Source organism: Cognatilysobacter bugurensis (genome assembly GCF_014652095.1).
Classification (GTDB): domain Bacteria; phylum Pseudomonadota; class Gammaproteobacteria; order Xanthomonadales; family Xanthomonadaceae; genus Cognatilysobacter; species Cognatilysobacter bugurensis.
The window spans coordinates 1,209,853-1,222,383 of record NZ_BMYD01000001.1; the positions used below are offsets into that span (position 1 = coordinate 1,209,853).

Genomic DNA, 12,531 nt, shown 5'->3' on the forward strand with positions numbered 1-12,531 from the left:
CATTCGTTTCATCGGGAAATCACGCCCCCTCGGCTTGGCCCGGGCGGCCGCGTTACACTTCTGCCCTGTCCGGCCCGCGGTCCTCGCATGAACCCGAATTACCTCGATTTCGAGCAACCCATCGCCGATCTGGAAGCGAAAATCCAGGAACTGCGCCAGGCGAGCCACGGCCCGGCCGTGGATGTCGACACCGAGGTCCATGCGCTGCGCGACAAACTGCGCATCCGCACCGCCCAGATCTTTCGCGACCTGACGCCCTGGCAGGTCTCGCAGCTCGCCCGCCACCCGGCGCGGCCGTACACGCACGACTATATCGGCGTGATCTGCGACGAGTTCCACGAGCTCGCCGGCGACCGCGCATTTGCGGACGACCAGGCCATCGTCGGCGGGCTGGGTCGCATCAACGGCCGCAGCGTGATGATCATCGGCCACCAGAAGGGCCGCGACACCAAGAGCAAGATCAAGCGCAACTTCGGCATGCCGCGCCCGGAGGGTTATCGCAAGGCGCTGCGCCTCATGAAGATGGCTGAGCGCTTCGGCCTGCCGCTGTTGACGTTCATCGACACGCCGGGCGCGTACCCGGGCGTGGGCGCCGAAGAGCGCGGTCAGTCTGAAGCGATTGCGCGCAACCTCATGGAAATGGCCGAGCTGAAGATCCCGGTCCTCTGCACGGTGATCGGCGAAGGCGGCTCCGGCGGCGCGCTCGCGATCGGCGTCGGCGATCGCACGCTGATGCTCGAATACAGCACCTACTCGGTCATCTCACCGGAAGGCTGCGCATCGATCCTGTGGAAGTCGGCCGACAAGGCCACGGACGCGGCCGAGCAGCTTGGACTGACTGCCCGCCGCCTGCTCGGCCTCGGGCTGATCGACAAAGTCGTGCGCGAGCCGACGGGCGGCGCCCACCGCAACCCCGTGCAGATGGGCAAGCGACTGAAGGCGGTGCTGGTGGGTGAGCTCGATGCGCTCGAATCGATGCCCGTCGACGCGCTGATCGAACGCCGCTACCGCCGCCTGCGTGGCTACGGGGCCTACGAGGCCGCATAAGCGCCCCGGCGTGCGCCTCAACGAAAACGGCGGCCTTTCGGCCGCCGTTTTCATATGCGCGACAGTGATCGAGCCCGTCAGGCGACGCTGCGCAGCGTCGGCTTGCCTGCATGGACCACCGGCTCGTCCGCATCCAGCTTGAACCGCGTGACCGCCCCGCGTAGCCGCGCGGCCTGTTCGCTCAGCGACGCGCTCGATGCGGCCACTTCTTCGACGAGCGCACTGTTGCGCAGGTTGCTCTCCTCGAGCTGACCGATCGCGTCGCTGACCTCGTGCAGCTTGTGCGCCTGCGCTTCGATCGAGTCGGACGCCTGCGCCGACAACGCGGCAATCTGCTCGGACGAGCCCGCCATTTCCTCGAGCGAACGGCCCGACTGCGTGACGAGGCGGTTGCCGTCGTCGACGCGCTTGCCCGCCGTCGCAATCAGGCCACGGATGTCCTTCGCCGACTGCGTCGTGCGCTGCGCGAGCGTGCGCACTTCGGCCGCGACGACTGCGAAACCGCGGCCCTGTTCACCCGCGCGCGCGGCTTCGACCGCGGCATTGAGCGAGAGCAGGTTGGTCTGGAATGCGATCGAGTCGATGAGACCGATGATGTCGGCGATGCGACGCGTCGCATCGGTGATCGACGCCATCGATGCGACCGCCTCACGAACCACCCCGGCGCCGTCCCGCGCACGTTCGTGCGCCGATGCGGTGATCTCACGCGTCTGGCGGCTGTTGTCCGCCGAGGCCTTCACCGCACCGACCAGCTGCTGCACGCGTTGCGCGGAGCTTTCGAGCGCGATCGCCTGACGCTCGGTGCGCTCGGACAGATCGGCGTTGCCCTGCGCGATCTCGCTCGCGCCGTTGCCCACTTCCTCGGCAGCCAGCGCGACGCCGCGCAGTGCATCCTGGAGCTGGTCGAGCGCGCTGTTGAGCGCCCCGGTCACGTCCGCGATGGCACCGTCGAAGTCGCCTTCGGCACGTCGGGTGAGGTCACCCGCGGCCAATGCCTCGGTCGTTTCGCGAATCTCTTCGAACGCGCCGTCGAGCGAAGCAAGCGCGCGGTTGACCGAACGCTTGAGGTCGTCGAGCTCGCCCGGGAGGTCGAGTTCGATACGGCGGCTGAAATCACCGGCCGCCGCGCTCGACATCGTGCCCCGCAGCGCAGTCAGCGCGTTCTGCAGGCCGCTCATCGCCGCGTCGACCTTGCCGCGCGAGTCGCCCGGCACCGAGGCGTCCATGCGCGCCGCGAAGTCGCCACGGCTAATCGCATCCATCACTTCATCGAGCGCATGCATCGTGCGCGCGACGGAGTCGGCACTGGAGTTCACGCCTTGCTTGAGCGTTGCAAGATCGCCGGGCAGGTCGGCCTCGATGCGACGCGAGAAATCACCGCGTGCGACAGCACCGAGCACTTCGTTCGTCTCGCCGATCGCCGAGTTGAGGTTGCCGACGAGCGCCGAGAAGTCCCGGCACATCACGGCGATCGCGTCCTTGCCCTCGACATCGACCGTCGCCGAGAAGCGGCCTGCGGCCACGTCGCGGATCACGCGCCGCAGCGCGTCGATGGGCCCGCGGATCGCCTGGTCGACCGCGATCGAGGCCAGAATCACGAGCACCGCGAGGACCACGACGAGCGCGATGCCGAACAGCGCCGCGTTCTGGGCCGAAGCCGAGGCATCCGCAAGCGCGGCGGTGAACGCCTTCTGCTGCGCGGCGTCGAGCTTGGCAAGGTGCTCGGCGAATGCGTTGTAGGTGGTCTGGATGGCCTGCGCGCGCTCCTGCAGCACCGCCACCTCGAGCGTCCCGGCCACCTGCGCGGCCACGGTATCGCCGGCCACCTTCACGTAAGAGTCCCATTGGGCGACGAGCTTTTGGAGCTCCGACTTAAGTTCGGGATTCGCCGCGACGAGCTTCGTCAGGCCTTCCCGCAGTTGCTTGCTCTTGCCGTTCGCGTCCTCGAGCAGGAACTCGTCGCTGCTGCCCAGCGCCTCGGCATACATCGCGCGAACCTCCACCTGTTCGGCACGCGCAGCCGACAGTCCGCTGAGCACCGGAAGCGTGCGGCTGGAAAATTCTTCAAGGGTGGCCGCATTCGAGCGCGCGACGATCACGCTGAACAACGCGTAGATCACGAAGCCAAGCAGCGCCGCGCCCGGCACGAGCATGACCTTCGCGCGGATAGAGACCTGGCGCAGCGGCTGGACCGCACGGGCGATCAGCGCCTGCGGGAGATGACGGACGTGGTTGAGCATGGGGGCCTGCATAGACAGCGGACGCGAGGGGCTCGCATTGAGCGGAGTAACGGCGTCGCGCCTCGGATCTTGAGCCGCCCACTTCCTGAACAGTTCATTCGAGCGCAGCCCCTACGCCATCGCTTGTTAAAGATTTGTCACGAAGGGCCGTCAACCGGGGTACGCCGCGTCGGTTCCCTTCGGTCCCGCTCCGCCCGGCGTCCCTCACACGCTTTGGAGATTCTTGTGAAGACTTCCCTTGCCGTCGCGATTGCCGCGGCGCTGAGCTTCTTCGGACCCGCCGCCCACGCCGAAGTGCGCGTCAGCGGCTTCGGCCAGATCATTGCCGGCACGACGCTCGACAGCGGCGACCGCTTCCCGTCCGGCGGCTACACCGACACGGTCGACTTCGAGGAAGAGTCGCTGTTCGCGATCCAGATCGACGCCGATCTCAATGAGCGCGTCACCGCGACCGCGCAGATCCTGGCCGAAGGCTCCGAAAACTTTAAGCCGGAGCTCGCCTGGGCCTACGCGAACGTGCAGCTCGGCAAGGGCTTCTCGACGAAGGTCGGCCGCCAGCGCATTCCGTTCTACCGCTACTCCGACTTCCTCGATGTCGGCTATGCATACCCGTGGATCCGTCCGCCGGTGGCCATGTACAACCAGCCATGGTCGAACGCGGACGGCATCAGCCTGTCGCACAGTGCGTACGTCGGTAAGTGGTTTTCGCAGGCCCAGGTGCTGTACGGGTCGTTCGACGGCGATGCCGTGAACGGCACCACCCGCTTCCAGGGCAAGCTTGACCACCTGCGCGGCTTCTCCTGGGACGTCGAGTACGACGAGTGGCTGTCGCTTCGCGCCGCGTACGTCGCGGCCGAGGTCACCGTCGCCGGCACGAGCCTCGACCTGGTCACCAACGCGCTGCGTCAGTTCCGTCAGAACGCGCTCGCCGATCGCCTCGACTACAACCAGGACCCGGGCACGTTCAAGAGCGTGGGCTTCAAGGTCGACAAGGCCGATTGGCTCGTCGTGGGCGAATACTCCGAGCTCGACATCGAGGACTCGGTGTTCGCCAACATCGACCGCACCGACTGGTACACCACCGTCGGCCACCGCTTCGGTGCCGTCATGCCGCACTTCACCTACGGCCGCCGTTCGGCCGGGGCTGACCTGAGCGTGCTGCGCGGCATCCCGATGCAGAGCCCGCTGTATTTCCCGGTGGCCGCCTCCGCCATGAGCCAGCAGCTCGACGAAACCTTCAAGAGCGTCGGCGTCCGCTGGGACTTCGCTGCGAACGTCTCGCTCAAGGCCGATTACACGCGCGTTGAAAGCGACGTCATGGGCGCAGCGGAAGGCGACCTCGTCTCGGCCGGCCTCGTCTTTACGTTCTGATCGGAGCAGGAATATGAAATCGTTTCGTCTGATGCTTGGTGCGCTCGCCCTCGTGGCGGCCGCCCAGGCCAACGCCGGCGCCGTCGTTGCTGCCTCCGGCGGCAAGGCCGCCGCCATGGACGCGGAAGCCGCCAAGCGCGTCTTCCTCGGCCGCGACCCGAGCGCGCAGGTCATCTACCAAAAGAGCGGCGCCACGCGCGAGGCGTTCGACAAGGGCGTGCTCGGCAAGCCGGGCGCTGAGCTGACCACCTACTGGTCCAAGCTGATCTTCACCGGCAAGGCGAAGGCCCCGGTCGAAGTCGGCAGCGATGCCGAGGTCAAGGCCAAGCTCGCCGCCAACCCGAGCGCCGTCGGCTACGTCAGCGACAGCGCGGTCGACGGCTCGGTGAAGGTGCTCTACAAGTTCTGATCGCGTTTGTCTTCGCGATGCACGGACCGACGGCCCGCGCTGCACCCGCAGCGCGGGCCGTTCTTGTTTGCGTGCTCCGCACCCGTGCACCATCGCCGGGTGAACTCCGATGCCCTGCCCCGTGCGCTTGCCTCGCTGCCGATCGACACGCCGCTGTGCGTCGGCTTCAGTGGCGGCCTCGACTCCACCGCGCTGCTGCACGCGCTTGCGCATGACGACGCACGCCGTGCGCAGGGCCTGCGCGCAATCCACGTGCACCACGGCGTCCATCCCGATGCCGGTAAGTGGGCGATGCACTGCGAGCGGACGTGTGCGCAATGGCGCGTGCCGATCGAAGTGCACCGCGTGCAGGTCGCGATCGCGGGCACCGGGCTCGAAGCTGCATTGCGAGACGCGCGGTATGCCGCGTTCGAAACCTCGCTCGCGATCGGCGAGTCGCTCGTGCTCGCGCACCACCTCGACGACCAGGCCGAAACGTTTCTCCTGCGCGCGCTGCGCGCGTCGGGCGTTGACGGACTCGGCGCGATCGCGCCGGCGCGGACGCTCGGCGCTGCGCGACTGATCCGCCCCTTGCTCGACACGCCGCGCGACGTTCTTCTTGCGTACGCGCATGCGCATGCGCTGACCTGGATCGACGATCCCGGCAACGCGGACGACGTGTTCGACCGTAACTTCCTTCGCCACCGGGTCCTGCCGTTGCTGCGGGAGCGCTGGCCGCATGCCGGCGCCTCATTCGCACGCAGCGCTGCGCTGTGCCGTGCGGACGCTGCGCTGCTCGACGACGGCGACGCACAGGCGCTCGCGGCGGCACGCTCGCTCGATCCCGCGACGCTGCGGCTCGATGTCGTGCGCGGGCTCCAGCCGGCACGCCGTGCACGCGTGCTGCGCCGCTGGCTTCGCGAGTTGCGCCTGCCGCCGCTGCCCGCGCACCTGCACGGGGTGCTCCACGTCGAGCTGCTGGGCGCGCGCAGCGATGCAACGCCGCGCATCGACTGGGCAGGCGCATCAATGCGCGGCTGGCGCGATCTGCTCCATGCAAGCCGCGTGGTCGCCCCGCTGCCGAAGGGGTGGCGCTGCGACTGGAACGGGGCTGCACCGCTCCGTTCGCCGGACGGCGCCACGCTCGCGCTGGACGGTGCTGGGCCGTTGCCGGAGCGCAGCGTCGTTCACGCGCGCGCGGGCGGCGAGCGCATCGTTCTGCCCGGCCGGCAGCACTCGCACGCCTTAAAACACGTGCTGCAGGGCCTGGGCGTGCCGCCGTGGGTGCGTGAGCGCGTGCCCCTGCTTTCGACCGGCGCTGGCGAAGTGCTGGCGGCGGGTGATCTGGTCGTTTCGCATCGCTTCGACGCCTGGCTGCGTAACCATGGCGCGCGGCTGCGCTGGACGCCGCCGGGCGACGGTCTCGATTGACCCGCCGCGCCGCGCCGCCCACACTTTCGCGATGCCGCGCAAAATGCCCCAGGAAACGCCCGCTCCGGCCTCGCCCGTCAGCGATTTCGAACAGTCGCTCGAGGCGCTCGAGCACCTCGTCGACCGGATGGAACACGGCGACATGACGCTCGAGGACTCGCTTGCCGCGTACGAACGCGGTGTGGGCCTGTACCGCAGCTGCCAGACCGCGCTCGAACAGGCGGAGCTGCGCGTGCGCATGCTCAGCGATCCGCAGGACCCGTCGAGCGCCGCGCCGTTCCCGAATCTCGCCGGGCCGAACTCGGCCGATGGCTGAAATCGTCGCGGGCGGCGCCGTCGACGTGGATGCGTCGATGGCTCAGTGGCGCGCACGCGCTGATGCCGCGCTCACGGCTGCTCTGCCGGCGCTGGACACCGCACCGCGGCGCCTGCACGCGGCAATGCGCCACGCCGTGTTGCTCGGCGGCAAACGCATGCGGCCAATGCTCGTGTACGCGACGGGCGCGCTGTTCGACGCGGCGCCCGCGCGCCTCGACGCCGCCGCGGTCGCGGTGGAGCTCATCCACGCGTACTCGCTCGTGCACGACGATCTGCCGTCGATGGACGACGACGCCCTGCGGCGCGGCCAGCCCACCGTGCACATCGCGTTCGACGAGGCCACGGCGGTGCTCGCAGGCGATGCTTTGCAATCGCTCGCGTTCGACGCGGTGGCGCTGGCCCCGGTCGAACCTGCCGTCGCGCTGCAGCTCGTACGTACACTGGCCGAGGCGGCGGGCGCGGCGGGCATGTGCGGCGGGCAGGCACTGGACCTTGCTGCGACGGGCGCCGCGAAGTCGCTGTCGATCTCTGAACTCGAACAACTGCACGCGCTCAAGACGGGCGCCCTGATCCGCGCCGCCGTTCGCATGGGTGCGCTGATCGGACACGCGGACGACACCGCGCTCGCACATCTGGACCGCTACGCCGCCGCGCTGGGCCTCGCATTCCAGGTGCGGGACGACATCTTGGACGTCGAAGGCGACAGCGCGACGCTCGGCAAGACCGCGGGCAAGGATGCTGCCCAGGCGAAAGCCACGTTCCCGGCCCTGCTCGGCATGACGCACGCACGCGAGCGGCTCGACGAGCTGTCGCGCACGCTCGCCGACGCACTGGCCCCGTTCGGCGCCGCTGCAGCGCCGCTCGCCGCACTGGGCGATTACGCGGTGCGCCGCGCGCATTAAAGTTCGCGGCGGTTGTCAGATTTGCGCGGCGGTTGTGCCCGCCTGCTCGACGGCGGGATCGGCCGATCCACGGTGGCCTGCCGCTGTGAATCCGGCGTGCGCTTCCTGCCCGGCTGGGCCGCGATTACGGCGTTATCCAACGAGCTCGAGCCTCGCAAAAGCGAAGGCCCGGACGAGCCGGGCCTTCGAAACGCATACGGTGACGCCGGCGCTTACTTGATCAGGCGCAGCGTGAACGGGTAGCGGTACCGCACGCCCTCGTTCGCCTTGATACCAGCGATGATCGTGAACACGAGCCACGCGAGTCCGATGATGATCCACGCCGGGATCGCGATCACCAGGCCGATGCCAAGCGTCACGATCGACAGGATCAACAGTGCGAGGAACACTGCGGCGACGGTGATGTTGAAGTTCAGCGCTTCCTTCCCCTGGTCATCGACGAACGGCATCGTGTCCTTCTTCACGAGCCAGATGATGAGCGGGCCGATGAAGCAGCCGATGCTGCCGGCCCAACCCGCTGTCACCACGCCGCCGACGAGTGCGGACAGGTGCGCGAACATCGCCCACTGCCGCGCCTCTGCATCCGCCACGCCCGGGTCGACGTGTGGCGGTTCGTACGGCGGCGGCGAACCCGGGTTGTCCTTGTAGTCGTTCACGACATCACTCCATTTGGCGGGAACCCCAATCTCCGCCTATGTGAAGGCGGGGTCAACTGCCGGGCGCGCCTGTCAGCGGAGTAGACGCAGCGTCAGCGGGTAACGGTAGTGCTCGCCGTTCCACGCCTTGATCGCGGCGATCACGCTGCACACGAGCCACACGACGCCGATCGCCGCAATCGCGAGCGCGAGCGCGATGCCTGCCGGCAGCGTCAGGATCAGGCCGAGGCCGAGCGTCAGCACGGTCGCGCCGACGAGGACGAAGCCCATCGCAATCGCCGCGCACGCGTAGATGAACATGCTGAGGTTGAAGTTGATGGCCTCGCGCGCGTGCTCGGCCGCAAACGCCGAGTCCTCGCGCTTGATCAGGTAGACCGCGAGGCCGCCGACCACACCGGCCGCCCCGACGATCCAGCTCGTGGCCAAGGCGAGCACGAGCGCCATCACATGCGCGCCGGCGGCCCACATGCGCTCGCTTTCGTTGGGCAGGACTGCCGGGGGATGGATCGTGTGCATGGCGCCGTCTCCGCCGGAACCGCTCCGGCTTACCGTCGATATTGCGCCTCACGCCGTGCGTGGCAACCCAACCGATGGCACGGTGCCGCAGTCGACTAGCCGCCTGCGACCGTCATGCGCCCGACCAGAATGGAGCCCGTGCGGACGTGCGAGCGGGGGTCGACATCGCTGCCGATCGCTTCAAAGGCCTCGAACATGCCGCGTAGATTGCCGGCAATCGTGATGCCGTCGACCGGGTACTGCAGCTGCCCGTTCTCGACCCAGAACCCAGCCGCGCCGCGCGAATAATCGCCGGTGATCGTGTTGACGCCCTGTCCCATGAGCTCGGTCACGAGCAGGCCGCGGCCCATCGTACGCACCAGCGATTCGAAGTCGCCCGCGTTCGCAGCCACCTGCAGGTTGTGCACGCCGCCCGCGTTGCCCGTGCTCTGCAGGCCGAGCTTGCGCGCGGAATAACTGCCGAGCACGTAGCGCTGCAGCACGCCGTCTTCCACAAGCGAGGATTCTCGTGTCGCAACGCCTTCGGAATCGAACGAGCCCGAGCGCAGCCCGCGCGGCAGGAACGGTCGCTCGTGGATCGACACCCATTCGGGAAATAGCTTCGTGCCTGCGGAGTCGACGAGGAAGCTCGCGCGCCGGTACAACGCGCCGCCCGAGACCGCACCGACCAGATGCCCGATCAGCGACCGCGCGATCTCCGATGCGAACAGCACCGGGTAATCCCCGGTCGGAATCTGGCGCGGGGACAGGCGCGACACCGCGCGCTCGGCGGCTTTGCGGCCCACCGCGGACGCGGCTTCGAGGTCATCCGCCGCGAGCGCAACGCTGTACCAGCCGTCCCGCTGCATGTCGGCGCCGCGGCCGGCGATGAGCGCGCAGCCAAGCGAGTGGTGCGTGGCGTGTTCCCGACCGACGAAGCCGTGCGAATTCGCGTACACGCCCAGGCTCTCGTTGCTGCTCACCGACGCACCGTCGGAGTTCTCGACGCGGCGATCCACTTCGCGCCCGGCGTTCTCGCACGCGAGCGCAAGGTCGACCGCGCGATCGGCGTCGATCGCCCACGGATGCCAGGTGTCGAAATCGCGCAGATCGGTGGCCATGAGCGTCGCATCGGCCAAGCCCGCGGCCGTGTCGTCCTCGGTGTACCGCGCGATCGCGCAGGCCTGCTCGACGGTCGCGTCGAGGCTCGAGTCACGCAGGTCCGCCGTGCTCGCGCTGCCCTTGCGCTGTCCGAAGTACACGGTGACCGCAATGCCACGATCGCGCGTGGATTCGACGGTTTCAACCTCACCCATGCGCACATTGACGCTGAGCCCCGCCTCTTCCGAGCAGGACACCTCGGCCTGGGTCGCGCCGCGCGCGCGGCAGCGTTCGAGCAGGCCTTGCGCGATCCCGGCCAGCGTGTCGAGACGGGCCTGCGGGTCGCCGAGTGCAATGGACGGTGCGGCGTGCGAAGGGGCAATGGCGTTCAATGGCTTATCCTCTTGTCGCTCCGGCGTTCGCATCGACGCGAATGCCCGGAGCCCCGAACGTTACGAGAGATCAGCATGCGCGGTCGAGACGACGAGACCGGTGAATTTCTAGGCCCGAGCCGGAGCCAGCAACGGCGCGAGGCGCTCGAGGTGCTTTCGCTCGGCGAGAAGCTCGTTGCGCTGACCGATGCGCAGCTCGCAAAGCTGCCGGTGCCCGAGTCGCTGTTGCCGCACATCCGCGAAACGCGGCGCATCACCGCGCACATCGCGCACAAGCGGCAACTCGCGTTCCTGGCCAAGCAGATGCGGCGCGAGGACGACGAGACGCTCGAGGCGATCCGCGACGCGCTCGACGAGCACGGCGACACGGCGCGGCGCGAGGTCGCGGCGATGCACCGGGTGGAAGCGTGGCGCGAGCGCCTCATCGAAGAGGGCGATGAGGCCCTGACGGCGTTGCTCGACGAGCACCCCGAGGCGGACCGCCAGCGCGTGCGTCAACTCGTGCGCAATGCGATCGACGAACGCAATCGCAACAAGCCGCCCCGCGCGTACCGCGAGCTCTACCGGGAGTTGCGTGCGTTGATCCTCGGCGCGAGCGCAACGCAGGACGAGGACGCGGAGCTGAACGACGCAGAGCACGACGACGCGGAGTAAACGCGCCGTCGTGCGGACGGCGCATCAGGCCTTGGTTCCGCCCACCGTCAGGCCGTCGATGAGCAACGACGGCTGGCCGACGCCGACGGGCACGCTCTGCCCGTCCTTGCCGCACACGCCCACGCCTTCGTCGAGCGCAAGGTCGTTCCCGATCATGCGCACCTGCTGCATGGTCTCCGGGCCGTTACCGATCAGCGTTGCGCCCTTGACCGGTGCGGTGATCTTGCCGTCCTCGATGAGGTAGGCCTCGGTCGCCGAGAACACGTACTTGCCGGACGTGATATCGACCTGACCGCCGCCAAAGTTGACGGCATACAGCCCCTTCTTCACTGAGCGGATCATTTCCTCCGGGTCGTGCGGCCCGGCGAGCATGTAGGTGTTCGTCATGCGCGGCATCGTCAAGTGCGCGAACGATTCACGACGTCCGTTGCCGGTGGGCGCCATGCCCATCAGGCGCGCGTTGAGCGTGTCCTGCATGTAGCCCACGAGCACGCCGTCCTCGATCAGCGTCGTGCAGTTCGTCGGCGTGCCTTCGTCGTCGATGTTGAGCGAGCCGCGGCGGCCTTCGAGCGTGCCGTCGTCAACGATCGTCACGCCCGGCGACGCGACGCGCTGCCCGATGCGGCCCGAATACGTGCTCGTGCCCTTGCGGTTGAAGTCACCTTCGAGGCCATGTCCGACGGCCTCGTGCAGCAGCACGCCCGGCCAGCCGGCGCCGAGCACGACCGGCATCACGCCCGCCGGTGCATCGACCGCGTCGAGGTTCACGAGCGCCTGCCGCAGCGCTTCGCGTGCGAGGTGCTCGGCCTTCTCGCCCAGAAGGTCCGCATACGAATAGCGCCCGCCGCCACCGGCATAACCCGATTCGCGGCGGCCGTCCTGCTCGACGATGACCTGCACGTTGAAGCGCACGAGCGGGCGCACGTCGGCGGCGAGGACGCCGTCGCTGCGCGCGATGAGCACGGTGTCGACGCCGCCGGACAGGCTCACGACGACCTGCTTCACGCGCGGGTCGGCCGCGCGCACGAGCTTGTCGATGCGCCGCAGCGTTTCGACCTTGGTCTCGTTGTCCATCGCATCGATCGGGTCATCCGCCGAGTACAGCGAACGGCCGCCGCCGCGGACCAGCCGGCCCGGCGCATGGGCGTGGCCGTCGCGCGCGATCGCTCGCGCAGACTTCGAGGCCGTCAGCAGGGCTTCGGAGTTGATCTCGTCGGAATACGAAAAGCCGGTCTTTTCGCCGCTGATCGCGCGCACGCCAACGCCCTGCTCGATCGAATGCGCGCCGTCCTTGACGATCCCGTCCTCGACCGTCCAGCTCTCGCGCCGGGCGTGCTGGAAGTAGAGATCACCGAAATCGACGCCGGGCCCGAGCAGCGCGCCGAACGCGCGCTCGAGGCCTGCGGTGTCGAGGCCGGCGGGCAGGAGGAGTCGGGATTCGGCGAGCTGAAGCGGAAGGGTCATGGCGTTCTAGAACTCGGTCGTGACGCGGGGTGTGGAGATCCGGCAGGCCCACCGGGTTGAACGCGGCAGGCC

Annotated in this window: 12 protein-coding genes; 7 read left to right on the top strand and 5 right to left on the bottom strand. The window is 68.4% G+C overall.

Annotation, left to right across the window (positions count from 1 at the left end):
• Positions 1–87 precede the first annotated feature (87 nt).
• The gene (locus tag IE075_RS05480; RefSeq protein WP_189454044.1) at positions 88–1,047 is read left to right on the top strand and encodes an acetyl-CoA carboxylase carboxyltransferase subunit alpha; all 960 of its coding nucleotides are present in this window, start codon (positions 88–90) and stop codon (positions 1,045–1,047) included.
• A gap of 77 nt (positions 1,048–1,124) precedes the next feature.
• Here IE075_RS05480 and IE075_RS05485 read toward each other — a convergent pair whose 3' ends face one another.
• Entirely contained in the window at positions 1,125–3,287 is a 2,163-nt protein-coding gene (locus IE075_RS05485; RefSeq protein WP_189454046.1) for a methyl-accepting chemotaxis protein, read from the bottom strand.
• A 225-nt stretch (positions 3,288–3,512) separates the two neighbouring features.
• Between IE075_RS05485 and IE075_RS05490 the strand changes: the two genes are divergently transcribed.
• The 5 genes from IE075_RS05490 (at position 3,513) to IE075_RS05510 (ending at position 7,697) form a co-directional block, all read left to right on the top strand.
• Positions 3,513–4,658 carry a porin gene (locus tag IE075_RS05490; RefSeq protein WP_189454048.1) on the top strand — a complete coding sequence of 382 codons (1,146 nt, stop codon included), beginning with the start codon at positions 3,513–3,515 and terminating at the stop codon, positions 4,656–4,658.
• A 13-nt stretch (positions 4,659–4,671) separates the two neighbouring features.
• Positions 4,672–5,067: a type 2 periplasmic-binding domain-containing protein gene (locus IE075_RS05495; RefSeq protein WP_189454050.1), complete on the top strand. Its 396-nt coding sequence runs from the start codon at positions 4,672–4,674 to the stop codon at positions 5,065–5,067.
• 99 nt (positions 5,068–5,166) lie between these two features.
• Complete coding sequence (gene tilS / locus IE075_RS05500) at positions 5,167–6,477, top strand: tRNA lysidine(34) synthetase TilS (RefSeq protein WP_229792329.1); 1,311 nt, start codon at positions 5,167–5,169, stop codon at positions 6,475–6,477.
• A 43-nt stretch (positions 6,478–6,520) separates the two neighbouring features.
• Complete coding sequence (locus IE075_RS05505; RefSeq protein WP_189454830.1) at positions 6,521–6,793, top strand: exodeoxyribonuclease VII small subunit; 273 nt, start codon at positions 6,521–6,523, stop codon at positions 6,791–6,793.
• A 37-nt stretch (positions 6,794–6,830) separates the two neighbouring features.
• Complete coding sequence (locus IE075_RS05510) at positions 6,831–7,697, top strand: polyprenyl synthetase family protein (RefSeq protein WP_189454832.1); 867 nt, start codon at positions 6,831–6,833, stop codon at positions 7,695–7,697.
• A gap of 212 nt (positions 7,698–7,909) precedes the next feature.
• On the opposite strand, the gene IE075_RS05515 is transcribed toward IE075_RS05510, so the two are convergent.
• From IE075_RS05515 to pmbA, 3 genes are all read right to left on the bottom strand, one after another.
• Positions 7,910–8,257, bottom strand: a complete 348-nt coding sequence (locus tag IE075_RS05515; RefSeq protein ID WP_189454833.1) for a DUF4870 domain-containing protein — start codon at positions 8,255–8,257, stop codon at positions 7,910–7,912.
• 168 nt (positions 8,258–8,425) lie between these two features.
• A complete protein-coding gene (locus IE075_RS05520; RefSeq protein WP_189454052.1) occupies positions 8,426–8,869 on the bottom strand; it encodes a DUF4870 domain-containing protein in 444 nt (147 codons plus the stop codon).
• Positions 8,870–8,964: 95 nt separating this feature from the next.
• Positions 8,965–10,341, bottom strand: coding sequence for a metalloprotease PmbA (gene pmbA / locus IE075_RS05525; RefSeq protein ID WP_425489339.1), 1,377 nt, complete (start codon positions 10,339–10,341; stop codon positions 8,965–8,967).
• A gap of 75 nt (positions 10,342–10,416) precedes the next feature.
• Between pmbA and yjgA the strand changes: the two genes are divergently transcribed.
• Positions 10,417–10,995 carry a ribosome biogenesis factor YjgA gene (yjgA, locus tag IE075_RS05530; protein ID WP_189454056.1) on the top strand — a complete coding sequence of 193 codons (579 nt, stop codon included), beginning with the start codon at positions 10,417–10,419 and terminating at the stop codon, positions 10,993–10,995.
• 24 nt (positions 10,996–11,019) lie between these two features.
• Here yjgA and tldD read toward each other — a convergent pair whose 3' ends face one another.
• Positions 11,020–12,459 carry a metalloprotease TldD gene (gene tldD / locus IE075_RS05535; protein ID WP_189454058.1) on the bottom strand — a complete coding sequence of 480 codons (1,440 nt, stop codon included), beginning with the start codon at positions 12,457–12,459 and terminating at the stop codon, positions 11,020–11,022.
• Positions 12,460–12,531: the final 72 nt, after the last annotated feature.

What these genes read in the sequence shown, in the direction of transcription:
- IE075_RS05480 (WP_189454044.1), top strand. Translation starts at nt 88, where the DNA reads ATGAACCCGAATTACCTCGATTTCGAGCAACCCATCGCCGATCTGGAA.
- tldD (WP_189454058.1), bottom strand. Translation starts at nt 12,459, where the DNA reads ATGACCCTTCCGCTTCAGCTCGCCGAATCCCGACTCCTCCTGCCCGCC.
- IE075_RS05505 (WP_189454830.1), top strand. Translation starts at nt 6,521, where the DNA reads ATGCCCCAGGAAACGCCCGCTCCGGCCTCGCCCGTCAGCGATTTCGAA.
- IE075_RS05515 (WP_189454833.1), bottom strand. Translation starts at nt 8,257, where the DNA reads ATGTTCGCGCACCTGTCCGCACTCGTCGGCGGCGTGGTGACAGCGGGT.
- IE075_RS05495 (WP_189454050.1), top strand. Translation starts at nt 4,672, where the DNA reads ATGAAATCGTTTCGTCTGATGCTTGGTGCGCTCGCCCTCGTGGCGGCC.
- IE075_RS05510 (WP_189454832.1), top strand. Translation starts at nt 6,831, where the DNA reads ATGGCTCAGTGGCGCGCACGCGCTGATGCCGCGCTCACGGCTGCTCTG.
- IE075_RS05485 (WP_189454046.1), bottom strand. Translation starts at nt 3,287, where the DNA reads ATGCTCAACCACGTCCGTCATCTCCCGCAGGCGCTGATCGCCCGTGCG.
- IE075_RS05520 (WP_189454052.1), bottom strand. Translation starts at nt 8,869, where the DNA reads ATGCACACGATCCATCCCCCGGCAGTCCTGCCCAACGAAAGCGAGCGC.
- yjgA (WP_189454056.1), top strand. Translation starts at nt 10,417, where the DNA reads ATGCGCGGTCGAGACGACGAGACCGGTGAATTTCTAGGCCCGAGCCGG.